Origin of the sequence: Parabacteroides sp. B2-S-102 (genome assembly GCF_023656665.1) — a bacterium.
In the GTDB taxonomy this organism is placed as follows: Bacteria; Bacteroidota; Bacteroidia; order Bacteroidales; family Tannerellaceae; genus Parabacteroides; species Parabacteroides distasonis.
Genome location: NZ_JAMOKM010000015.1, coordinates 1 through 24,006 on the forward strand (window position 1 = coordinate 1; position 24,006 = coordinate 24,006).

Annotated in this window: 20 protein-coding genes and 3 pseudogenes; 19 read left to right on the forward strand and 4 right to left on the reverse strand. The window is 49.5% G+C overall.

Going from position 1 to position 24,006, the window contains the following annotated elements:
- Nucleotides 1-118 precede the first annotated feature (118 nt).
- From NBH07_RS16445 to NBH07_RS16490, 10 genes and pseudogenes are all read left to right on the forward strand, one after another.
- Nucleotides 119-1,888 (forward strand): annotated as a pseudogene (locus NBH07_RS16445) (helicase-related protein); the annotation flags it as partial.
- 662 nt (nt 1,889-2,550) lie between these two features.
- Nucleotides 2,551-4,497, forward strand: a complete 1,947-nt coding sequence (gene tet(Q), locus NBH07_RS16450; RefSeq protein ID WP_032595419.1) for a tetracycline resistance ribosomal protection protein Tet(Q) — start codon at nt 2,551-2,553, stop codon at nt 4,495-4,497.
- Nucleotides 4,494-5,615 (forward strand): efflux RND transporter periplasmic adaptor subunit, encoded by a 1,122-nt coding sequence (locus NBH07_RS16455; protein WP_005809248.1) that lies wholly within the window; start codon nt 4,494-4,496, stop codon nt 5,613-5,615. Before tet(Q) ends, NBH07_RS16455 begins: the two co-directional genes overlap by 4 nt.
- Nucleotides 5,612-8,725: an efflux RND transporter permease subunit gene (locus NBH07_RS16460; protein ID WP_005809243.1), complete on the forward strand. Its 3,114-nt coding sequence runs from the start codon at nt 5,612-5,614 to the stop codon at nt 8,723-8,725. Before NBH07_RS16455 ends, NBH07_RS16460 begins: the two co-directional genes overlap by 4 nt.
- The gene (locus NBH07_RS16465; protein ID WP_005809240.1) at nt 8,726-10,084 is read left to right on the forward strand and encodes an efflux transporter outer membrane subunit; all 1,359 of its coding nucleotides are present in this window, start codon (nt 8,726-8,728) and stop codon (nt 10,082-10,084) included.
- Nucleotides 10,085-10,205: 121 nt separating this feature from the next.
- Nucleotides 10,206-10,433, forward strand: a pseudogene (locus NBH07_RS16470) (hypothetical protein); the annotation flags it as partial.
- A gap of 2 nt (nt 10,434-10,435) precedes the next feature.
- The gene (locus tag NBH07_RS16475) at nt 10,436-11,479 is read left to right on the forward strand and encodes an ABC transporter permease (protein WP_005809236.1); all 1,044 of its coding nucleotides are present in this window, start codon (nt 10,436-10,438) and stop codon (nt 11,477-11,479) included.
- Nucleotides 11,479-11,730: an efflux RND transporter periplasmic adaptor subunit gene (locus tag NBH07_RS16480; RefSeq protein ID WP_005809234.1), complete on the forward strand. Its 252-nt coding sequence runs from the start codon at nt 11,479-11,481 to the stop codon at nt 11,728-11,730. The genes NBH07_RS16475 and NBH07_RS16480 overlap by 1 nt, the downstream gene beginning before the upstream one ends.
- A 301-nt stretch (nt 11,731-12,031) precedes the next feature.
- Nucleotides 12,032-12,454 carry a dihydrofolate reductase family protein gene (locus tag NBH07_RS16485; protein ID WP_004291474.1) on the forward strand — a complete coding sequence of 141 codons (423 nt, stop codon included), beginning with the start codon at nt 12,032-12,034 and terminating at the stop codon, nt 12,452-12,454.
- Nucleotides 12,455-12,692: 238 nt separating this feature from the next.
- Complete coding sequence (locus NBH07_RS16490) at nt 12,693-13,298, forward strand: RteC domain-containing protein (protein ID WP_032543186.1); 606 nt, start codon at nt 12,693-12,695, stop codon at nt 13,296-13,298.
- Nucleotides 13,299-13,379: 81 nt separating this feature from the next.
- Here NBH07_RS16490 and mobC read toward each other — a convergent pair whose 3' ends face one another.
- Genes mobC through mobA form a run of 3 tightly spaced genes read right to left on the reverse strand, consistent with a single transcriptional unit; the run spans nt 13,380 to nt 17,074 of the window.
- The gene (gene mobC, locus NBH07_RS16495) at nt 13,380-15,389 is read right to left on the reverse strand and encodes a conjugal transfer protein MobC (protein ID WP_032543187.1); all 2,010 of its coding nucleotides are present in this window, start codon (nt 15,387-15,389) and stop codon (nt 13,380-13,382) included.
- A 30-nt stretch (nt 15,390-15,419) separates the two neighbouring features.
- Nucleotides 15,420-16,667 (reverse strand): conjugal transfer protein MobB, encoded by a 1,248-nt coding sequence (mobB, locus tag NBH07_RS16500; protein ID WP_032543188.1) that lies wholly within the window; start codon nt 16,665-16,667, stop codon nt 15,420-15,422.
- The gene (gene mobA / locus NBH07_RS16505) at nt 16,646-17,074 is read right to left on the reverse strand and encodes a conjugal transfer protein MobA (RefSeq protein WP_005809224.1); all 429 of its coding nucleotides are present in this window, start codon (nt 17,072-17,074) and stop codon (nt 16,646-16,648) included. Before mobA ends, mobB begins: the two co-directional genes overlap by 22 nt.
- A 421-nt stretch (nt 17,075-17,495) precedes the next feature.
- On the opposite strand from mobA, the gene NBH07_RS16510 reads away from it, so the two are divergent.
- The 3 genes from NBH07_RS16510 to NBH07_RS16520 all read left to right on the forward strand — a co-directional run bounded on the left by NBH07_RS16510 (nt 17,496) and on the right by NBH07_RS16520 (nt 18,988).
- Nucleotides 17,496-17,699 (forward strand): hypothetical protein, encoded by a 204-nt coding sequence (locus NBH07_RS16510; RefSeq protein ID WP_032538122.1) that lies wholly within the window; start codon nt 17,496-17,498, stop codon nt 17,697-17,699.
- Between the two features lie 84 nt (nt 17,700-17,783).
- Nucleotides 17,784-18,545, forward strand: a complete 762-nt coding sequence (locus tag NBH07_RS16515; protein WP_005809222.1) for a ParA family protein — start codon at nt 17,784-17,786, stop codon at nt 18,543-18,545.
- Between the two features lie 2 nt (nt 18,546-18,547).
- The gene (locus NBH07_RS16520) at nt 18,548-18,988 is read left to right on the forward strand and encodes a DUF3408 domain-containing protein (protein WP_032538179.1); all 441 of its coding nucleotides are present in this window, start codon (nt 18,548-18,550) and stop codon (nt 18,986-18,988) included.
- A 2-nt stretch (nt 18,989-18,990) separates the two neighbouring features.
- On the opposite strand, the pseudogene NBH07_RS16525 reads toward NBH07_RS16520, so the two are convergent.
- Nucleotides 18,991-19,098, reverse strand: a pseudogene (locus NBH07_RS16525) (IS110 family transposase); the annotation flags it as partial.
- Nucleotides 19,099-19,314: 216 nt separating this feature from the next.
- On the opposite strand from NBH07_RS16525, the gene NBH07_RS16530 reads away from it, so the two are divergent.
- From NBH07_RS16530 to NBH07_RS16555, 6 genes are all read left to right on the forward strand, one after another.
- Nucleotides 19,315-19,668, forward strand: coding sequence for a DUF3408 domain-containing protein (locus NBH07_RS16530; RefSeq protein ID WP_005809216.1), 354 nt, complete (start codon nt 19,315-19,317; stop codon nt 19,666-19,668).
- The gene (locus tag NBH07_RS16535; RefSeq protein ID WP_255419346.1) at nt 19,649-19,930 is read left to right on the forward strand and encodes a DUF3408 domain-containing protein; all 282 of its coding nucleotides are present in this window, start codon (nt 19,649-19,651) and stop codon (nt 19,928-19,930) included. Before NBH07_RS16530 ends, NBH07_RS16535 begins: the two co-directional genes overlap by 20 nt.
- Nucleotides 19,927-20,643, forward strand: a complete 717-nt coding sequence (locus tag NBH07_RS16540) for a hypothetical protein (RefSeq protein WP_005809212.1) — start codon at nt 19,927-19,929, stop codon at nt 20,641-20,643. The genes NBH07_RS16535 and NBH07_RS16540 overlap by 4 nt, the downstream gene beginning before the upstream one ends.
- A 200-nt stretch (nt 20,644-20,843) precedes the next feature.
- The gene (locus tag NBH07_RS16545) at nt 20,844-21,155 is read left to right on the forward strand and encodes a DUF4134 domain-containing protein (protein ID WP_005809211.1); all 312 of its coding nucleotides are present in this window, start codon (nt 20,844-20,846) and stop codon (nt 21,153-21,155) included.
- Between the two features lie 10 nt (nt 21,156-21,165).
- Nucleotides 21,166-21,498 carry a DUF4133 domain-containing protein gene (locus NBH07_RS16550; protein ID WP_005809208.1) on the forward strand — a complete coding sequence of 111 codons (333 nt, stop codon included), beginning with the start codon at nt 21,166-21,168 and terminating at the stop codon, nt 21,496-21,498.
- Nucleotides 21,495-23,996 (forward strand): TraG family conjugative transposon ATPase, encoded by a 2,502-nt coding sequence (locus NBH07_RS16555; RefSeq protein ID WP_005809205.1) that lies wholly within the window; start codon nt 21,495-21,497, stop codon nt 23,994-23,996. Before NBH07_RS16550 ends, NBH07_RS16555 begins: the two co-directional genes overlap by 4 nt.
- The last annotated feature ends 10 nt before the right edge of the window (nt 23,997-24,006 follow it).

A 24,006-nucleotide genomic window follows, 5' to 3' on the forward strand; every position in this document is an offset into this window, starting at 1 on the left:
GAGACTTTGCAGAATAAAGAAAGGGAAAGAAACTCGCTCGTTTCTTAGTCGTTCACCTTATCAGATTATATATTCTGCTTTTTATTAGTAATCAGTCGATTACATTCACCCCCATTACTTTTATGCGGAAATCACGGACTACCGCACGGCGGAGGATGTGGGCGTGGACCGTCCCAACAAAAACGAGATACTGCACCACATACCGCCCACGCCGGAGCAGGAGGACTTCATACAGAAGCTGATGCAATTCGCCAAGACGGGCGACGCCACCCTGTTGGGCAGACTGCCGCTTTCGGAAACGGAGGAAAAGGCGAAGATGCTTATCGCCACGGACTATGCCCGGAAGATGGCACTCGACATGCGCATGATAGACCCGCATTACGAAGACCACCCCGACAACAAGGCGAGCCACTGTGCCAAAATAATCGCGGAGTATTATCAAAAATACGACGCGCAGAAAGGCACGCAGTTCGTTTTCTCTGACTTGGGGACTTACCAGCCGGGCGATGGGTGGAACGTCTATTCGGAAATCAAGCGCAAACTGACGGAGGACTACGGCATACCGCCAAGCGAGGTGCGCTTCATTCAGGAGTGCAAGACCGACAAGGCTCGGAAGGCGGTGATAGATGCCATGAACGCCGGGACGGTGCGTGTGCTGTTCGGCTCCACCTCCATGCTCGGAACGGGTGTGAACGCACAGAAACGGTGTGTGGCAATTCATCATCTCGATACGCCGTGGCGACCGTCCGACTTGCAACAGCGTGACGGACGCGGAGTTAGGGCAGGTAATGAGATTGCCAAACATTTCGCCGGGAACAACGTGGATGTAATCATCTACGCGGTGGAGAAGTCACTGGACAGCTACAAGTTCAACCTCCTGCACTGCAAGCAGACTTTCATAAGCCAGCTCAAAAGCGGTGCGATGGGTGCGCGTACCATCGACGAGGGGGCAATGGACGAAAAATCGGGCATGAATTTCTCGGAATACATGGCGTTGCTCTCCGGCAATACCGACCTGTTGGACAAGGCGAAACTGGAAAAGCGGATCGCATCGCTCGAAGGGGAACGCAAGTCGTTCAACAAGGGCAAGCGTGATTCGGAGTTCAAGCTGGAGTCAAAGACCGGCGAGTTGCGCAACAACACGGCTTTCATAGATGCCATGACGGAGGACTGGAACCGCTTCCTGTCGGTGGTGCAGACCGACAAGGAGGGCAACCGCCTTAATATAATAAAGGTGGACGGAGTGGATTCCGCCGATGAGAAGGTCATCGGAAAGCGTTTGCAGGAGATAGCCAAGAATGCCACGACCGGAGGGTTGTACACGCAGGTCGGTGAACTTTACGGTTTTCCGATAAAGGTGGTGAGCGAAAGGATACTCAAAGAGGGATTGGAGTTCACCGACAACCGCTTCGTGGTCGAGGGGAACTACAAGTACACCTACAACAACGGGCATCTGGCGATGGCTGACCCGTTGGCCGCCGCCCGCAACTTCCTCAACGCGATGGAGAGGATACCCTCCATCATCGACCAGTACAAGGCGAAGAACGAGGTGCTGGAGATGGAGATACCGCAGTTACAGGAGATAGCGGGTAAGGTGTGGAAGAAGGAGGACGAGCTGAAGCAGTTGAAGTCCGAACTTGCCGCCCTTGACCGAAAAATTCAGCTGGAGCTTGCGCCACCCACGCCCGAAGTCGCAGAAAAGGAGAATGAAGGGCAACAGCTCAAGCCGGAAGCGGAAGATGTGAGGAACAGGCAGGCGCAATATCCCGAAAATGCACCGCCGCAGATACGCAGTCCGGCGGATAGTATCGTTGCCAACCATGTCATAATCGGGCGTCCGGGACTGTATGCCAAGGAGGAAACCCGGTCCAAAGGATTGAAAATATAACCTAAGGAATTTTATCTGAAGTATTAATAAGGGCTATCCCAAAAGGTCTAAAAGTAAATTTTATCCTTTCTGCAAGTATCTGTAGGATGGCAACTGCATTTTTTTTCTTTTTGGGCAGCCCTTATTAAAATTTATTCTTATTTTAGGTTATATACATTCATGTCCATTTATGTAAAAAATCCTGCTGACCTTGTTTATGTCTTGTCAGTCACCATTTGCAAAACCATATTTGACCCTCAAAGAGGCTGAATTTGATAAGCAACTTGCTACATACTCATAATAAGGAGCTAAATAGAACACGAATGGGAAATACTCAAATGCCAAACTAAAGAAGATATTGGCCAAAATAAACGTTATACCGAGAGAGAAACTTGATTTTTTTCAACTTCCTAAAACGTTGTTGTTCAAACATTTCTACTTATTTGTACTTACCAGTTGAACCTACGCTTCCCTAATAAAATGTCTATGGTAAAAAAAGTTAAAAAATCCTCCCACTTTTGTTAGATATATTTTTTTTGTGTAATTTTGCAATCGTTATGCGGCAGTAATAATATACATATTAATACGAGTTAGTAATCCTGTAGTTCTCACATGCTACGAGGAGGTATTAAAAGGTGCGTTTCGACAATGCATCTATTGTAGTATATTATTGCTTAATCCAAATGAATATTATAAATTTAGGAATTCTTGCTCACATTGATGCAGGAAAAACTTCCGTAACCGAGAATCTGCTGTTTGCCAGTGGAGCAACGGAAAAGTGCGGCCGTGTGGATAATGGTGACACCATAACAGACTCTATGGATATAGAGAAACGTAGAGGAATTACTGTTCGGGCTTCTACGACATCTATTATCTGGAATGGAGTGAAATGCAATATCATTGACACTCCGGGACACATGGATTTTATTGCGGAAGTGGAGCGGACATTCAAAATGCTTGATGGAGCAGTCCTCATCTTATCCGCAAAGGAAGGCATACAAGCGCAAACAAAGTTGCTGTTCAATACTTTACAAAAACTGCAAATCCCGACAATTATATTTATCAATAAAATTGACCGTGACGGTGTGAATTTAGAGCGTTTGTATCTGGATATAAAAACAAATCTGTCTCAAGATGTCCTGTTTATGCAAACTGTTGTCGATGGATTGGTTTATCCGATTTGCTCCCAAACATATATAAAGGAAGAATACAAAGAATTTGTATGCAACCATGACGACAATATATTAGAACGATATTTGGCGGATAGCGAAATTTCACCGGCTGATTATTGGAATACGATAATCGATCTTGTGGCAAAAGCCAAAGTCTATCCGGTACTACATGGATCAGCAATGTTCAATATCGGTATCAATGAGTTGTTGGACGCCATCTCTTCTTTTATACTTCCTCCAGAATCAGTCTCAAACAGACTTTCAGCTTATCTCTATAAGATAGAGCATGACCCCAAAGGACATAAAAGAAGTTTTCTAAAAATAATTGACGGAAGTCTGAGACTTCGAGACATTGTAAGAATCAACGATTCGGAAAAATTCATCAAGATTAAAAATCTAAAGACTATTTATCAGGGCAGAGAGATAAATGTTGATGAAGTGGGTGCCAATGATATCGCGATTGTAGAAGATATAGAAGATTTTCGAATCGGAGATTATTTAGGTGCTAAACCTTGTTTGATTCAAGGATTATCTCATCAGCATCCCGCTCTCAAATCCTCCGTCCGGCCAAATAAGCCCGAAGAGAGAAGCAAGGTGATATCCGCTCTGAATACATTGTGGATTGAAGACCCGTCTTTGTCCTTTTCCATAAACTCATATAGTGATGAATTGGAAATCTCGTTATATGGTTTGACCCAAAAGGAAATCATACAGACATTGCTGGAAGAACGATTTTCCGTAAAGGTCCATTTTGATGAGATCAAGACTATCTACAAAGAACGACCTATAAAAAAGGTCAATAAGATTATTCAGATCGAAGTACCACCCAACCCTTACTGGGCCACAATAGGGCTGACTCTTGAACCCTTACCGTTAGGGGCAGGGTTGCAAATCGAAAGTGACATCTCCTATGGTTATCTGAACCATTCTTTTCAAAATGCCGTTTTTGAAGGGATTCGTATGTCTTGCCAATCTGGTTTACATGGATGGGAAGTGACAGATCTGAAAGTAACTTTTACTCAAGCCGAGTATTATAGCCCGGTAAGTACACCTGCTGATTTCAGACAGCTGACCCCTTATGTCTTCAGGCTGGCTTTGCAACAGTCAGGTGTGGACATTCTCGAACCGATGCTCTGTTTTGAGTTGCAGATACCCCAAGTAGCGAGTTCCAAAGCTATTACAGATTTGCAAAAACTGATGTCTGAGATTGAAGACATCAGTTGTAATAATGAGTGGTGTCATATTAAAGGGAAAGTTCCATTAAATACAAGTAAAGACTATGCCTCAGAAGTAAGTTCGTACACTAAGGGCTTAGGCATTTTTATGGTTAAGCCATGTGGGTATCAAATAACAAAAGACGGTTATTCTGATAATATCCGCATGAACGAAAAAGATAAACTTTTATTCATGTTCCAAAAATCAATTTATGAATTAATACAAAACAAGAAGAAAATATGAACAAGCAATTCATTATCACGAATTTCGCCGCATTTGCTCTCATGCTGTTCCTGCCGACCGGATGCAGGCAGGCGGACGGCAAGCAGGATGCGGTGCAGAGTTATCGGGTCATAAAGGTCGCGGCAAGTCCGGTGGAAATCTCCGAGTCCTATTCCGCCGCCATACGCGGACGGCAGGATGTGGACATCCTGCCGCAAATATCCGGGCGCATTATCCGTCTGAAAGTGAAAGAGGGTGAACGGGTGAAGACCGGTCAAGTATTGGCTGTAATTGACCAAGTGCCCTATCGGGCGGCATTACGCACGGCGCAGGCCAATGTCAGCGCGGCACAGGCAAAAGTGGAAACGGCAAGAATCGAGCTGCGGGGCAAGCAGGCATTGTTTGACGAGAAGGTCATATCCGACTACGAGCTTTCTCTCGCCCGGAACCAACTGGCAGTGGCGTGTGCTGAACTCGAACAGGCAAAGGCACAAGAATCGGATGCACGCAACAATCTCTCCTATACGGAAATCAAAAGCCCGAGCAACGGAGTAGTAGGCACATTGCCCTATCGCATCGGTGCGCTTGTCGGTCCCAATATGGCACAGCCTTTCACGGTCGTGTCCGACAATGCGGAGATGTATGCCTATTTCTCCATTTCGGAGAATATGCTACGGCGATATTCGGCTCGCTATGGCTCGATTGACAGCATGATAGCCGGGACGCCGGAAGTGGGCCTGCAACTCAACGACGGCAGCCTGTACAAGGCGAAAGGACGTATTGAAACCGTAAGCGGCGTGGTGGATCCTGTTACCGGAACGGTACAAATCAAAGCCCTGTTCCCCAATCCCGACCGCGAACTGTTGAGTGGCAGCATCGGCAATGTCATCCTTCAAAACCCGAAAACGGAGGCCGTAACCATTCCCATGACCGCCACCGTGGAACTGCAGGACAAGATTATCGCTTACCGTCTGAAAAACGGACAGGCGGAAGCCGCCTATCTCACGGTGGACCGCCTGAACGACGGCAACCGGTTTATCGTAAAAGAAGGTCTTTCGGTCGGTGACACCATTGTCGCCGAAGGCGTGGGACTGGTGAGAGAAGGCATGAGCATAACCCCTAAAAACGAAACGAAATGAACCTGCGATTTTTTATAGACCGCCCGGTGTTTTCGGGCGTTATCTCGGTGGTGATTGTACTGTTGGGCATGATTTCCATGTTTTCCTTGCCGGTGGAACAATACCCCGACATCGCACCTCCGACCATCAACGTATTCGCAACTTATCCGGGAGCAAACGCTGAAACCGTGCAGAAGGCAGTGATAACCCCTCTGGAAGAAGCCATCAACGGAGTGGAAGACATGACCTATATGACTTCCACGGCATCGAATACGGGAGATGCTTCCATCAACATCTATTTCAAACAGGGAACCAACGCGGACATGGCGGCGGTAAACGTGCAGAACCGCGTGAACGGCGCACTGAGCCAACTTCCGGCGGAAGCCACCAAGACCGGTGTCACCACTGAAAAGCAGCAGAATGCCGAACTGATGACTTTCGCGCTCTATTCGCCCGATGACCGCTTCGACCAGACCTTCCTGAGCAATTACGTGAAAATCAATGTCGAGCCGAGGCTGAAACGTATCAGCGGCGTGGGAAAGGCACAGTTGTTCGGTTCCAACTACAGCATGCGACTTTGGCTGCGTCCCGACAAGATGGCGCAATACGGGCTTATCCCCGATGACATCTCTGCCGTACTTGCACGACAGAACATCGAGGCCGCCACCGGCTCCTTCGGTGCCAATCATCCTACCGCCAATGAATACACGATGAAATACCGCGGACGCTTGTCCGGAGCGGAAGAGTTCGGTGAGCTGGTCGTCAAGTCACTGCCGGGCGGCAATGTGCTTCGGTTGAAAGAGGTTGCCGATGTGGAACTGGGCGATGAATACTACAACTATTCCTCCGAGGTGAACGGGCATCCGGCAGCTATGATGCTCATCAACCAGAAAGCCGGGTCCAATGCATCAAGCACCATCAAGGAGATTCACGAAGTGCTTGACGACCTTAGCCGGGACTTGCCCGAAGGGACGGAATTCGTGGTGCTTACCGATACCAACAAGTTCCTGTATGCCTCCATCCACTCTGTCCTCCGCACCTTATTGGAAGCGATACTTCTGGTCATCGTGGTGGTGTATGTGTTCTTGCAGGACATCAAGTCAACGCTTATCCCTACCATATCCATCTTCGTTTCCATCATCGGCACATTTGCCGTGATGTCCATGATTGGATTCTCCATCAACCTGCTCACCCTGTTCGCGCTTGTGCTTGCCATCGGAACCGTGGTCGATGATGCCATTGTGGTGGTGGAAGCGGTGCAGGCGAAGTTCGATGAGGGCTATCAATCAGCAGTTCTCGCGGCTGATGATGCCATGAAAGGCGTTTCGTCGGCTATCCTGACCTCTACCATAATCTTTATGGCAGTGTTTTTCCCCGTAGCCATGATGGGCGGGACTTCGGGAGCGTTCTACACGCAGTTCGGTATCACGATGGCTGTTGCCGTGGGAATCTCGGCAGTCAATGCCTTCACACTCTCACCGGCACTTTGCGCGCTGCTGCTGAAACCCTATATCGATGAGCAGGGCAACACTAAGAACAATTTTGCAGCCCGTTTCCGTAAAGCGTTCAATGCCGTCTTCGACAGTCTGAGCCGACGCTATGTACGTGGAGTGATGTTCATTATCCATCGCCGATGGCTGTTGTGGAGCATCATAGGCATTTCTTTCGGGTTGCTGGTGCTGCTGGTCAATGTCACAAAGACGGGACTTATTCCCGAAGAGGACACCGGGACGGTCATGGTGAGCATGAACACGAAGCCCGGCACATCCATGGCTCAGACAAGTAAGGTGATGGAGCGTATCAACAGCCGTCTCGACAGCATCGGCGAGATTGAATACAGCGGTGCGGTAGCCGGTTTCTCTTTCAGCGGTTCCGGTCCCTCGCAGGCGATGTATTTCGTGACACTCAAAGACTGGGAGGATCGTAAGGGAGAGGGGCAGTCGGTGAATGATGTCATCGGAAAGATTTATGCCGCCACTTCAGATATTCCCGATGCCACGGTGTTCGCCATGTCGCCTCCGATGATTGCCGGGTACGGCATGGGAAACGGTTTCGAGCTTTATTTGCAGGACAAGGCGGGCGGAAACATCGCCGCTTTCAAGGAAGAGGCGGACAAGTTTGTCGAAGCCTTGTCGCAACGACCCGAAATCGGCGAAGTCTATTCCTCCTTTGCCACGGACTATCCGCAATACTGGGTGGATATCGATGCCGCCAAATGTGAGCAGTCGGGTGTGTCGCCCGCAGATGTGCTTTCCACATTGTCGGGCTATTATACCGGACAATATGTTTCCGACTTTAACCGGTTCTCCAAGCTCTACCATGTGACCATGCAGGCTCCGGCGGAATATCGTGTGAATGCGGAATCCCTGCACCACATGTATGTGCGCGCCTCCGATGGCGGCATGTCGCCTTTGAGCCGGTTCGTGCGCCTGACCAAGACCAACGGCCCGTCAGACCTCACCCGTTTCAACCTGTTCAACGCCATCTCGATTAGCGGGTCGCCGGCGCAGGGTTACAGTTCAGGGCAGGTGCTCGAAGCCATCGGCGAGACGGCACGTGAAGTGCTTCCGTCAAATTACACATACGAGTTTGGCGGCATTTCGCGTGAGGAAAGCAAGACGACCAACAATGCCACGCTTATATTCCTGCTCTGCATGGTTCTGGTCTATCTGATTCTGTGCGCCTTGTATGAGAGCGTGTTCATACCCTTCGCGGTTCTGTTGTCGGTGCCTTGCGGACTAATGGGCAGTTTCCTGTTTGCGTGGCTCTTCGGTCTGGAGAACAACATCTACATGCAGACCGGATTAATCATGATTATCGGCCTGCTTGCCAAGACCGCCATCCTGCTTACCGAATACGCCGGCAAGCGGCGGTCGGAAGGCATGACGCTGGCACAGGCAGCATACAGTGCGGCAAAAGTCCGCCTGCGCCCTATATTGATGACTGTGCTGTCCATGGTGTTCGGTCTTGTCCCGCTGATGATGGCGCACGGAGTGGGTGCCAACGGCAGCCGTTCGCTTGCCACAGGTGTAATCGGTGGAATGATTGTCGGTACTTTGGCTCTGTTGTTCCTTGTGCCGTCATTGTTTATTGTATTCCAATATATTCAAGAACGTGTTAAGCATAATTAAATGAAGAAGACAGTAATATATATCATATTGTCAGGATGGATGTTTGCCGGTTGTGGCACATACAGCCGGTATCATCGTCCTGACCTCTCAACGGAGAATCTGTATCGGGACGTACCGGCGGACATTGATACAACGACCATCGCGTCCCTGTCGTGGCGGGAAATGTTTACCGACCCGAAACTCCAGTCCTTGATTGAAACCGGACTTGAACGGAACACAGACCTCAATGTGGCACGGTTACGCGTGGAAGCGACAGAAGCCGTCCTGATGACTGCCAGACTATCATATCTTCCATCACTGGGACTGACTGCCGAAGGTAATGCCAATAAACATGACGGAGCAACGGCAAAGACATATAATGTGGGAGCGTCGGCAAGCTGGGAACTGGACATCTTCGGCAAACTTACGGCGGCAAAGCGTGGTGCAGCCGCCGCGTTACAAGGAAGCCGTGCCTACCGGCAGGCCGTACAGACACAGCTTGTCGCCACTATTGCAGACAGTTACTACACCCTTGCCATGCTTGACGCACAAATGGCAATAAGTAACCGGACTTTGGAGAACTGGCGGACTACCGTACGTACTCTTGAAGCGTTGAAAAAAGTGGGGAAATCAAACGAAGCCGGCGTATTGCAGGCAAAGGCGAACGTGATGCGACTCGAAGCATCCCTGTTATCCATACGCAAGAGTATTTCCGAAACAGAAAATGCCCTGTCTGCGATACTTGCCATGCCGTCACACTCGATTGGACGAAGTAATCTGGCCGAGGCTGCTTTCCCCGATACTGTCTCGATTGGAGTCCCTTTGCAACTGCTTTCCAACCGTCCCGACGTGCGTCAGGCTGAAATGGAACTGGCGCAGGCGTTCTACGCCACCAATGCGGCTCGTGCCGCCTTCTATCCCAATATTACCCTCTCGGGGACTCTTGGATGGACTAATAACGGCGGTGGCGTAATCGTAAATCCCGGACAATGGTTGCTCAATGCCATCGGTTCCCTGACACAGCCCTTATTCAACCGGGGCACAAACATCGCCAACTTGAAGATAGCCAAAAGCCGTCAGGAAGAAGCCAAACTGTTGTTCCGGCAATCATTGCTGAACGCTGGAAAAGAAGTGAACGATGCTCTGACTGCATGGCAGACGGCAAAATCGCAAATTGAAATCAATGCTCGACAGGTTGAAACATTATGCGATGCTGTGCGAAAGACAGAATCGCTTATGCGTCATTCCAATGCCACCTATCTGGAAGTGTTGACCGCCCAACAGTCTCTTCTCGAAGCGGAAGTGCAACAGCTACAAACTCGTTTTGAACGCATACAAAGTGTAATCAAACTTTATCATGTGTTGGGAGGAGGAATGTAACTGCAATAAATAGAAAAATTTGAAATTATTATTAGTGTTATTCATCTCGGATATTTTTCGTGATTCTGCCGCATGTAGATATTGTACGAAAGCAATATTTGGATTGTAAAATATCAAGCCAATGAAAATACTTTTGCAGCATAAAATATTTATAGGATACTTTCTTTTAATGGCGATCATTGGCAGCATGGTCGCTATTGTTCTGCACGAGCGTAGTCGTGTACAGAAAATAGAGAATGAATCAATCGCTATTTTTCAAACCCAGCACAATATCAATACCACACACCGCTATGTGACCACGTTAGTAACTTATGGTGAATCCGTCATGGTATGGAATGATGAGGATTCTGGGTGAAGTATAAGAATATCAGAGAAGGGGAACAATTGCATTTCGATTTGCATTTTCTTAACCGCATAAAGAAACAGTTCCCGGGGATAAAAGCTATTTCGCCTGAAATAACAGGACCTTATTCGCAAGTGATGAATAAAGCTAAAAGCGGACTTTTTAAGATTATAGGAATCAATGAAAACTATATGGGAATTAAGATACTTAAAATCAACGAAGATGGACGATATTTTAATAAAGGAGATGACGAGAATACCCGTAATGTTACCATTATCGGCGAAAATGTCAGTACGACCTTATTTAATAATCAAAAAGCGTTGGGTAAGTCGATCAACATTGCCGGTATTGATTTTAAGGTGATAGGCGTACTAAAGAATGATGATATTTTCAGCGCTTCGGAAATCAATTCGGTATATGTGCCCTTCTCAAGTTACATAAACTGTATTGACAATAAGACTCCATTGCGCGCTTTCTGTTTATATCTGAACAAAGAAGTTGATTCCAAGCGATTTGAGAATGAGCTGAGAGCCTTCATCGCTAATAAATACCAATTTGCTTATTCTGATAAGCAAGCCTTACAGATAATCAATTTTGAGACACAAACATCTGCTTTTGAGGGACTCTTTGATGGATTGAAAATGTTTATCTGGATCGTAGGAATTTGTTTTCTGATAAGTGGTATTGTTGGAGTAAGCAACATCATGTTTGTCGTGATCAAAGAAAGGAGTAGCGAAATAGGCATCCGTAAGGCTGTAGGAGCAACTCCTAAATCCATTCTTGTGTTAATGCTGACGGAATCTGTCATCATAACTGTAATCTCCGGTATCATCGGATTGATATCAGGTGCAGCTATTCTTGAGATTATAAATTGGTTGCTCGAAAGCGCCCGTCACGCGACAATGATAAAGCATGCAGAAATAGATATAAATGTAGCTGTTCTCGCTTTGGTTATCTTGATTTTGTCCGGTGTCATTGCCGGAGCATTTCCGGCTATGAAAGCATCTGTTATACAACCCATTGACGCCATTAGAAACGAAAATATAGGATAATGAAGACATTTAAGATTATATTAATTTGCATCTTTTCCGCCACACTGGCATTTGTTGCTTTTCGTTCTTCGCTAAGAGGTACAAAGGCAATTTACGAAACTACACAACCACAATATCGCGAGATCAAAGAGGAAATAAACATATCCGGCAATGTTTTTCCGATGAAGGAGATCGAAATAAAATCGCAGATATCGGGAGTCCTGGACAAGATTAATGTTTCGATAGGAGATAAAGTGCGCATAGGAGATTAAATATAAATTCAAGCAATCATAGCCCGTAATTCACTGAATTTGGCTATCTTTGCATAACATTTGAGAAAAACGGCGATTGGCAGGAGCTTTTCGCCGCCAACATATAGGATAAGACCGCAAGGCGTTTCAAGCGAAAATCTGGTAAATTGGAACTACGGAGACGATTGCGTGATGCTTATGCTATGCTTACGCATAGCGTGCATTCACGTACTCTCCGTAAAGGCTTTACCAGAGCCATCGCTTGAAGGTAGTGTGAATTGCACGCTACTTTTTTACCCTTGCCTAACGAAAGGAAACGATTATGGGTAAAGTTCAGATTCTCGCCGTACTGACGATGGACGGATGTCTTTCTTCAGAGTTATATGATAAAGCACATCAGGATTTGTGCCTTGACCGTTGCGGTCTTGATGAAATCAGGAAGAAAGCCTTTTACCGTGTGACACCGGACTATTCCATTTCAATGCTGCACGAATGGAGAAAAGACTGCACAAACATCCGTTACCTCGCGGAAGCCACACCGGACACGGCAGACTATATAAACGGACTGCTGCGGATGCACGCTGTGGATGAAATCATACTATACACCGTTCCTTTCATATCCGGAAGCGGACGACATTTTTTTAAGTCGGCTCTGCCAGAGCAACACTGGACGCTTTCCTCTTTGAAAAGCTATCCCAACGGTGTATGTCGCATTATCTATATCCTTGATAAAAAAGCAAGATAGCCAAAATGTGCGGCAAGCATACATTTCTATTTTCAGGAATAGAATAAATGTTCCGATTACAAACAATTTAAGTCGGAGATAATTTGTCCTTGTGAAAAAATACTGAATTTTATACCTCTGAAATCCAGCACTTTGTAAAATTGAGTGTTGGATTTTTTATTTTCTGCCGCGTTTTTTGCCAATTATATTCATGTGCGCACGCAGAAAACAAAGTGTAATTTTCAAAATTGACAGAACCATGAATTATTTCTTGCTGGCGGAAACCGACTTTTTCCGCCTGATAAACGAAGCCGGCGACTGCAATATGGAAACGGCATACACGGCTTTCGCCACCCAAGTGATCGAACTGTGCAACGGCGGCATGGACATGAACCTTACCGTCATCGCGCTTGCCTACATCGAAATCGAGTTGCAGCACCATCCCGTACGTAATCTGTCAGAAGAAAAAAGAGAGATTGCCGCCTACGTCAGCAAGGCTCTGTCTTTCGTAAGAAAGATGCAGAAATTCCTTGCCACGCCCCAAGTGCCACCACTAATATCCGCCAACAACGCAACAGAAACCACCGCCAGCCTTCTTCAATGGACGGGCAATGCCATCGACCTCGTGGAACTTATCTACGGCATAGACGTGATGGGCTGCATCAACAACGGCAATATGCCGCTCAAACAGCTCGCCCCACTTCTCTATAAGATATTCGGGGTTGATTCTAAAGACTGCTACCGCTTCTACACTGATATCAAACGCCGGAAGAACGAAAGCCGCACCTACTTCCTTGACAAAATGCAGGAAAAACTGAACGAGAAGATGCTCCGTGACGAAGAGATGGAGCGTATGAGAAGATAGACTAAGAATCCCTAAAGAATAACGGGCGGAGCAAGTTTGATACTTTGTTCCGCCCGCTTTCATTGCCTCACGTCAGCCCGGTTATTTCTGCTGTAACAGGTGTTTCAGATTGTCGTCGTTGGCAATCCGCTCCAGTTCCTCCTGAACAATCTGCTTGACTTCCTCCTTGATGCGCCTGTAATTCGCCTGCACCGTTTCCTTCATGTGGTCGTTGCCATCCTCGTCCGTGAAGTCGGTAATGACGGGTATCTTCTTGTAGGCTTTTTCCTCGCGTTTCACCTTCTCTGCATCCACGACAATCTCGCAGTGAAAAATCTTCTGTTCAATGCGCTCGTTGAAGTTATCGGACACAGAACCGACAAACATTCCCTGCGTCAAGCCGGAAATCTTGCTGGGCGGGATAAGCGCGTCCATCTGCGTATTGATAGAGGTGGAAACGTCCTGCCGGTTGATGGAAATGGACTGCCGTTTCTGCAAGACCTTTCCGAAGCGTTCGGATAGCGTCTTGGCGGTTTCACCCACCACCTGCCCGGAGAAGATATTACCGACGGTGTTCATCACGACTTTAGCTTCCTTATCGCCATAGTCGCGCACCAACTGGCTGAAATCCTGAAAGCCCAGACACACGGCAACCTTGTTGCTTCGTGCGGTGGCAATAAGGTTGTCCAGCCCCTTGAAATATATCGTCGGTAGTTCATCTATAATGACCGACGACTTCAGCATCCCCTTCTTGTTGATGAGCTTTACGATACGGGAGTTATACAGACCGAGAGCCGCACCATAAATATTCTGACGGTCGGGATTGTTACCCACGCACAGGATTTTCGGCTCTTCGGGATTGTTGATATCCAGCGTAAACTCGCTGTCCGACATTACCCAATAGAGTTGCGGGGAAATCATGCGCGAGAGCGGAATTTTCGCCGATGCTATCTGCCCTTGAAGCTGCTCAGCCGCCCCACCGAGCCAAGCATCCATGAATGGTGAGAGGTAGTTTTCAAGTTCGGGATATGAAGAAAGAATCGGGAAAATATCCTCGTAACGGCGGTTCAGGAACTCAATGGCATGGGGAAACGTGCAATACTTACCACCCTTATAGATTTTGAGATACCATATAATACTGGCAAACAAGATAATAGGTGATTCCACGAAGAAGTCACCCTGCTTCTGCACCCACGTTTTATTGAGATTGAGCATAATCGTGTACGCACTCTCGTAAGCGTCTGTAATATCCTCCATGAAATCCGGGTGAATGGGATTGCACCGATGAGAGCGTCGCGGGTCGTCGAAGTTGATCACATAGAACTTCGGCTTTACCTTGTAGCCGTCCGGGTGGTTCAGCAAATGGTTGTAGGCAATAGTAGATAGGTCGGGATACTTGAAATCGTAGATGTATTGACTAAAGCCCTTTTCAATCTGTTGCTTGATAAAATTGTTTACCACGGCATAGGACTTGCCGCTGCCCGGCGTACCCAACACGATGGACGCACGGAAGGGATTAACTACATTGATCCAACCGTTGTTCCAGCGTTTCCTGTAATAGAAACGTGTCGGCAGATTGACCGAATACTCACTTTCTATGAGCCGTGTTTCCTGCATGAAACTCTCGTTCTCGTTGTTGAATACATCGTCCATGAGGTTGTGCTTCAACAGGCGGCTCATCCACAGACCACCCATCAACAGGCAGACATAGCCCGTTCCAATGGTAAGGACATACAGTCCCGTCACCGCTTCAAGCGGCAGCGGCAGGGGCAGCAACCACCAGTTCAGGAAAAACAGCACGAACCCGACGGCAAATGCTGTCCAGATTCTCCCCCAAGTGATTTTCTCACCCTTGACACCCTTCGTACCCAGACAGGACAAGGCAAGCAAAAGGACGGAAAACAGCTTCGTGTAGAGAATGGAATGGAACAGCCCCGCCGTGCGGTCGAAGTTCAGAAGGATTTTGTCCACCACGCCGATGTTCACGCCCCACAGCCGGATGGCTTCGTAGCAGAACCAGTACACGTTCATGACCACTAAAATGATACTCACGGCACGCAGAAAATCCATGATTTTCGCCAATGCCCTCAAATCGTCTTCTTGTTGTGACATACATTGATTTTTTAATTGTTGATACTCTGATTACATACCCAAGCCCTTGCGTTTTTTCTTCTTTTTGCGCTTCATCGCCCGGATGAAGGCTTCCTCTTCAGCGTCCACTGCCGGACCTTCGGGGGCAAACAGGTTCATGCCGCTGGAATGGCTTTCGTATTCCCCTCCGGAATATCCTTGCCTGTTCTCCAGTTCCTCCACCGGAACGGAGAGCGGAATCGGCGGCTGTCCGGCATAAGGCAGCGTGAAGTGTTCCTGCAAGGCGTTGGCAGAAAGTTCCTTGCCCATGCGTGAGCCGTTTAACACGCAGCCCGTGCGGTGGTCGATGAACGTGGCTCCATAGATGCGCCCTTCCTCCGTGTAGCGTAGCACGGTGTCGATGCCCTTCCTTTTGAGCGTGGCAACAAACTTCTCCTTGTCATACGTGCCTTCCAGCACGGAAAAGACGGTGCGTTTCGTCATGTCAGCAAGTTTCCTGTCCTTAATCTCCTGCTTGGAACGGGCAAACTTCTTCTGTACGGCTTCATAGCCGACGGACTTCCCGAACAGTGAGGACTTGAAAGGATTACCGACCTTGTTACCCTTATCGTCCGTGACGGAATAGACCAGCCCGTGATACTCACGTCCGCGCACATTGCCATGCGCTTCCTCCACCGTCATATTATATAAGGAAAGAAGGGCGCGGTATTCGCCCATCGTCTGAAACTTGTATCTGCGGTTCAGTTCTCTAATCAGATTCCCCGCCTGCTTCTTCACGTCGCCCGCAGAAGCGTCCACTTTGCGCAGCGGCGTATCAAGACGGCGGTTCTTGCGTTCCGCGTCGTGCAGCCCGTATTTCCGTTCCAGTTCGCGTGTTATCTGCTTGCTCCGGTAAAAGTTATTCCGGGTGTCTATGCTCCTGCCTTCCTCGTCCACCCTGACCGTCACAATATGCAGATGGTGGCGGTCGATGTCCTCATGCTTGAAAACGAGATACGGCTGGTTGCCGAACCCCATCTTCTCCAGATACTCCCGTGCGATGTCCTGAAGTTCTGTGTCCGTCAAAATATCGTCGGGATGCGGATTGAGCGAGATATGCACCACCGGTTTCTTCACCTTCGACCGCACGGGCATCAGAGCGAGAAAGTCCTCCATAGCCCGGTGGATATCCACCGTCCCCGAACCGTCATTGTAGATGCGGTTGGTTGTCAGAAGCCGCCCTTTCGCCTCGTTGATCTTTTCCCCGTTGTAGGCAAGTGCGCCGTACAACGAGTTTCCTACACTGATTTTTGCGACCATTTTTCCTGCATCTCTCTTGAAAGTTCCACAATCCGGCGGCTCAGTTTCACGAGTTCGACGGTCTGTTGCTCCAGCTTGTAGAGCAACGCCATCGCCTTTTTCTCGGAAAAATGCAGCCTCAGTTCCTTCACGACTTGGTTGTAGTTCGTGCCTATCGCGCGGAACTGCGCATGAAAATCGGACAGTTTGGTGTAGTAATCCACCAGCGTCTTGTCCACTTTCAGCACTTTGAACGGCTGCCCGAAGAAGTGCGCTTTCAGGAAGACCGACTTGGCGTAAACGCCCGACTTCTCGAACATGGAGAGGAAACGGTTGTGTTCCTCCTCGCTGAAACGGACGGTGTAGCGGAACACCGCCGGATCGAGTTTGGGATTTCTCCCGCCTTTGTTTCTTCTTTTTTCACTCATATTACTTTGGATTTAGCGGTTTGACGGCATAAGCCGCCGCTTCGAGGCACAGCACCGCAGGTTTGAGAGGCTTCCCGACTTCGGAGGGTAAGCCCGCCCCCCTGCAAGGGCAAGGCGTTTTCGTGGCTGCTCAAAATATTTTGAGCGGCTGAAAACATACCTTGCTATGTTCAGGTGAACATAAAAATCCGTCGGGGACGGATTGGGGGAATGCCTTTCAAACCCCGGGCTGCGCCACCTGCGGCGAACCCTGCCGTTCGGGTGCAAAGTTACGCCCTTAACGCGGTATCGGACAGAGGCTTGACCCGGACAATCAGTGCCAACCGGCGCAACGTGCTGCCACTTGCCGGAGAAGTGATACAGATTCAAAAATATCCTTGTTTATTTGCAGCATGATTCAAGAAACGAACGATTTGAAGATATGGAAAAAGGAACTTTCAGATACCCGGCAAACCGCTTCGGCGGATATTTGCCAAACCGAATATCCGAACCGTCGGATACCCGGTTTTCCAGTGACGTGGTGATTCACGGATTCAATGACTTCATGACGCAATGCCGTCATTCACCGGTTATCCGAATCCCGGCTTCGCCATTGAAGCGGATACGTGACGGACCGCCCGGATAATGATTCACGGACGCGGATATGTATGTCACCGCTTCCGTACAGGAACAGGAAAACAATTTATCAACCATTAAAAGCAATAGAACCATGAGTAATGAAATCTTCGTTGCATTCGCAACACAAAAGGGAGGTATTGGAAAATCGACCGTCACGGCTCTTGCCGCCAGCTACCTCCACAACGTGCAAGGTCACAATGTCGCCGTCATAGATTGCGACGCCCCGCAACACAGCATCCACGGACTGCGTGAACGTGAAACGAAACTTATCGACGAGAGCCTCTATTTCAAGGCACTCGCGTGTGACCACTTCCGCAAAATAAAAAAGAACGCCTATCCGGTCATTGCAAGCGACGCCCTCAACGCCCTTGACGATGCCGAAAGGATGCTTGCCGAAGAAGATGCGAAACCGGACATCGTGTTCTTCGATATGCCGGGAACGCTGAAAAGCAACGGTGTGGTAAAGACCCTCTCACAGATGGATTACATCTTCGCGCCCATGAGTGCCGACCGCTTTGTCGTGGAAAGCACCCTGCAATTCGCCGTGATGTTCCGTGACAACCTCATGACGACGGGGCAGGCGAAAACAAAAGGGCTGTACCTGTTCTGGACGATGGTGGACGGCAGGGAGAAGAACGGGCTGTACGACCTGTATGAAGATGTGATTGCCGAAATGGGGTTGTCGGTGTTGTCCACCCGCCTGCCCGACAGCAAGAAGTTCCGGCGTGACCTCTCGGAAGAGCGCAAGAGCGTATTCCGCTCTACCATCTTCCCGATGGATGTGTCCCTTCTGAAAGGGAGCGGTATCCGTGAGTTCTCGGAAGAAATCAGCCGTATCATCAAACCTCAATGAGCATGGGCAGCAGGAAAGTGAACACCGAAGGCATTGACGAGGAACTGTTGATAGCCTCCATCGGCAGGCGCAAGCAGGACGGGACTCTGTACCGCGCACAGGAGCCGCCCGTGCCTGCCCCCGAAGAAGAGAGCGTCCCGGAAACGGAACCACCGCCCACGGCATCCCCGTCAAGGGAGAAGGTGCAGAAAGACATCGCCCGCCGCAAACGGCAAGAGGACGACTATTCCGGTCTGTTCCTCCGCCGCAACGAGATAAAGACACGCCAGTGCGTCTATATCAGCCGGGACGTACACAGCAAGATTCTTAAAATCGTGAATGACATCGCCGGACGGGAAATCTCGGTAGGCGGCTACGTGGACACCGTGCTGCGCCAACATCTGGAACAGCACAAGGAGAAAATAAACGAACTGTACAAGAAACAACGTGAAGACTTAATTTGAATATGAACACCTTTGGTCGTGTTCTTGAAAGTCTTGGTCTTACTGTTCTTGGCAGAAGAATAAGCCACGACGAAAGTAGCCTTACTGACATCAATTCCAACGTAGGTCATAGTCTTAACAACTTATTGAGACAACATCTATACATCTTGAACCACCATTGCGAATGCGGGGTCAAAAGCCCATTGAACTATCCGGTTTCTGATGTAAAAGTGTGGGGGCAGAACATATTCTACGGTCTTTTTGACTAATGGATACTCGGTCTTATTCCACACTTTGATGTTGAATGTTTATGCAAAAGTATAAAGAGTAAATAATATACAATGGATATGAATCAGGAAAAGAATCAGAAAAACAGAAGTCCGCACCATGACGGCGGAGGTTTGCTTGCCCAAGTGCAGGCGAGTGTGGAAATCCTGTCGCCCGTGCCGGTAGGCGGCAAATGCAGAGAAAAGGACTATGAACGGCTTTTCATCCGTGAACCCGAAGTAAAGGCACGCGAGGGGAAGATGGCATACGTGCGCCCGGAGTATCACGACCGCATCATGCGCATAACCCGTGTAATCGGGCATGACAGGCTTTCGCTGTCCGCCTACATCGACCATGTGCTTACACACCACTTCAACCAGTGCGAAGAGGCGATAAAGAGCCTTTACGCCCGGAATTACGACGCAGTATTTTAATCATCAAAAAGAAAAAGAAATGAGAAGAAAAAAGAATGATTATCGTGCCTTCCTGAAAAAATCAGGTTTCAAGGCAAGGGAAGGGAAACAAGTGTCCATCAGCAAAGAGACCCATGACAAGGTTGCCATGATTGTCCGCTGGCTGGGTGATGGTGAAGTCACAATGGCCGACTTCACTGAGAACGTGGTAAGCGAGTTTCTCCGTACACACCGTGACGAACTGAACCGTATGTTAAACGCAGTCCCCAGAGTAGAATTATGAACATGACTGACATTCTCCTGACCGTATCGGTCGGCTGCAACCTGTGGTTCCTGTTCCTGCTGCTCTACGACCGCATCATGGAAACGAGATTCGTCCGCTTCCTTAAAGGCATTGCCGGGTTTTGGCGGTCATTGGGCGGCACGGAGGTGAAGCAGGAAACGGCACGGGAAACACCTCCCGGAGAAACATCGGACATCATCGGCAGGAGCCATTTCAAGATGGCATCAACCCGGACAACCGCTGCCATACTGACGCAAGAAGCCGCCACTTCGAAAAAAGGCATTGAGCTGTCGGAGGAAGAGGCTACTTTTGACGATGGAAACACGGAAACCGTGTCCCACCCGGCACAAGTCCCGGAGGAAAAACTCGATGAAACCTTCACGAGCATCCCGCCTTCGGAACTGGAGTTCGGGGAGGATGAACCGGAGGACGGAACGCCCGACACACCGAGAGCTACGGGAAGCAGTTTTGACGAGATAGACGATGCGGTCAGGGCAGCCAAGAACCCGGAAGCGACAACGGCAGAACGGGAACGTGCGGCAAAGGTCTTCTCCGATATGGAAGGAACGGAACTGTACGAGAAACTGATGTCCGGCTCGACGGAACTGAGCATCCGTATCAAGGGGCTTATCGAAGTCCGGCTGAAGAAGCCGAAAAAGGAATTTACCGTACCCGACAACATTGACGAGTTCAATATCCGGGACTATGTATAACGGCTAAAAAAGAGTGGAAATGAAAACGTAAGACGGCATCACACCATGCGCACGGCAGTACAAGGTACAGCCAACCCGCAACGGACACACCCAAGTCCGTGGAAACAAACGGGCAACCACTAAACCAAAGTAAAGTAATCAAGTATCAACCGCCCGAAAAAGGACTATCCACCCTTTGGACGGCACAAAAAGAACAGTTTATGAATAAGAACATCAGACAAAAGTTCATCATCTCTGCGGCACTTATGATTGCCGCAACCGCCTCCGCATTTGCGCAGGGAAACGGCATCGCAGGCATCAACGAAGCCACCTCTATGGTGAGTTCGTATTTTGACCCCGGCACGAAACTTATCTATGCCATCGGCGCGGTGGTCGGTCTTATCGGAGGCGTAAAAGTCTATGGCAAGTTTTCATCCGGCGACCCGGATACCTCGAAAACCGCAGCCTCGTGGTTCGGCGCATGTATTTTTTTAATTGTAGCTGCGACTATCCTGCGCTCATTCTTCCTTTAATAAACAATGTATGGCTGAATACCCGATAAACAAGGGTATCGGTCGTCCGGTCGAGTTCAAGGGTCTAAAGGCTCAGTACCTCTTCATCTTCTGCGGAGGCCTGCTGGCACTCTTCATCCTGTTCGTCATCCTCTATATGGTCGGCATCGACCAGTGGATATGTATCGGCTTCGGCGCGGCATCGTCTTCCGTCCTCGTATGGCAGACCTTCGCGCTGAACGCCCGGTACGGCGAACACGGGCTTATGAAATTAGGAGCTATAAGGAGCCATCCCCGATACCTTATCAACCGGCGGCGGATCACCCGATTATTCAAACGGCAACGAAAGGAAGAAACGACATGAGAAATACATCCAAAATGACAACACTGGAAAACAAGTTCCCCCTGCTGGCTGTGGAACATGGCTGCATCATTTCCAAAGACGCCGACATCACGGTGGCTTTTGAGGTGGAACTGCCGGAGCTTTATACCGTGACGGGCGCGGAGTACGAGGCGATACACGGCTGCTGGTGCAAGGCTATCAAGGTACTGCCGGACTTCTGCGTCGTGCATAAGCAGGACTGGTTCATCAAGGAACGCTACAAGCCGGAGTTACAGAAAGACGACATGAGTTTCTTGAGCCGTTCATTTGAACGACACTTCAACGAGCGTCCGTACCTGAAACACTCCTGCTACCTCTACCTGACCAAGACGACAAAGGAGCGTAACCGGATGCAGAGCAATTTCAGCACGCTGTGCCGTGGGCATATCATCCCGAAGGAGCTGGACAAGGAAACCGCCGGGAAGTTCATGGAGGCCGCTGAACAGTTCGAGCGCATCATGAACGACAGCGGCTTCGTGAGACTCCGCCGCCTCTCCATCGATGAGATTGTCGGGACGGAGAAGTCCGCCGGGCTGATAGAGCGTTACTTCTCGCTCATGCCTGAAGGCGACACGACCTTGCAGGACATCGACCTCTCGGCAAAGGAAATGCGCATCGGCGACAACCGCCTGTGCCTGCACACCCTCTCCGACGCGGAGGATATGCCCGGAAAGGTGGCTACCGACATCCGCTACGAGAAACTCTCCACCGACCGCTCGGACTGCCGTCTCTCCTTCGCCTCACCCGTGGGGCTGCTGCTCTCCTGCAACCACATCTACAACCAGTATGTGATTATCGACAACAGCGAGGAAAATTTACAGAAGTTCGAGAAGTCCGCGAGGAATATGCAGTCGCTATCCCGATACAGCCGGAGCAACAGCATCAACCGCGAGTGGATAGACCAGTACCTGAACGAAGCCCATTCCTACGGGCTGACATCGGTACGGGCGCACTTCAACGTCATGGCGTGGAGCGATGACACGGAGGAACTGAAACATATCAAGAACGACGTGGGCAGCCAGCTGGCGAGCATGGAGTGCGTGCCGCGCCACAACACCATCGACTGCCCGACGCTCTACTGGGCGGCGATGCCCGGCAACGCGGCGGACTTCCCGGCGGAAGAGAGTTTCCACACCTTCATCGAGCAGGCTGTGTGCCTCTTTACGGAGGAAACTAACTACCGCAGTTCGCTATCGCCCTTCGGTATCAAGATGGTGGACAGGCTAACGGGAAAGCCGCTGCACCTCGACATCTCTGACCTGCCGATGAAGCGGGGCATCACCACCAACCGCAACAAGTTCGTATTAGGTCCTTCGGGCAGCGGCAAATCCTTCTTTATGAACCACCTCGTGAGGCAATACTACGAGCAGGGTACGCACGTAGTGCTGGTGGACACGGGAAACTCCTATCAGGGCTTGTGCGAGATGATCCGGCGCAAAACAAACGGGGCGGACGGCGTGTACTTCACCTACACGGAGGAGAAACCGATTTCGTTCAACCCGTTCTACACCGATGATTACGTGTTCGACGTGGAGAAGAAGGACAGTATCAAGACATTGCTGCTGACGCTCTGGAAGTCGGAGGACGACAAAGTGACGAAGACGGAGAGCGGCGAACTGGGCAGTGCGGTGAACGCCTATATCGAGTGTATCAGGGCTGACAGGAGCATCATCCCCTCGTTCAACACCTTCTACGAGTATATGCGTGACGACTACCGCCGCGAACTGGCAGAACGTGAGATAAAGGTGGAGAAGTCCGATTTCAACATCGACAATATGCTCACCACCATGCGGCAGTATTACCGGGGAGGACGCTACGACTTCCTGCTCAACTCCACGGAGAACATCGACCTGCTCGGCAAGCGGTTCATTGTCTTCGAAATTGACAGTATTAAGGAAAATCGCGAACTTTTCCCTGTGGTAACAATCATCATCATGGAAGCCTTCATCAACAAGATGCGCCGTCTGAAAGGCGTGCGCAAACAGCTGATAGTGGAAGAGGCTTGGAAGGCTCTCTCTTCGGCGAACATGGCTGAGTACCTGCGCTATATGTACAAGACCGTGCGCAAGTATTACGGGGAGGCAATCGTGGTGACGCAGGAGGTGGACGACATCATTTCCTCGCCCGTCGTCAAGGAGAGCATCATCAATAATTCCGACTGCAAGATACTCCTCGACCAGCGGAAGTACATGAACAAGTTTGATGCCATACAGTCCCTGTTGGGGCTGACGGAGAAGGAGAAGTCGCAGATACTCTCCATCAACATGGCGAACAACCCGTCAAGGCTCTACAAGGAAGTCTGGATCGGACTGGGCGGCACGCAGTCGGCGGTCTATGCCACCGAAGTTAGTGCTGAAGAGTATCTGGCGTACACCACTGAAGAAACGGAGAAGGTGGAGGTTTACCGTCTGGCGGAGCAGCTGGGCGGCGACATCGAAGCCGCCATCCGGCAGCTTGCCGAAAGACGAAGGAATAAGTAAAAACAGATTC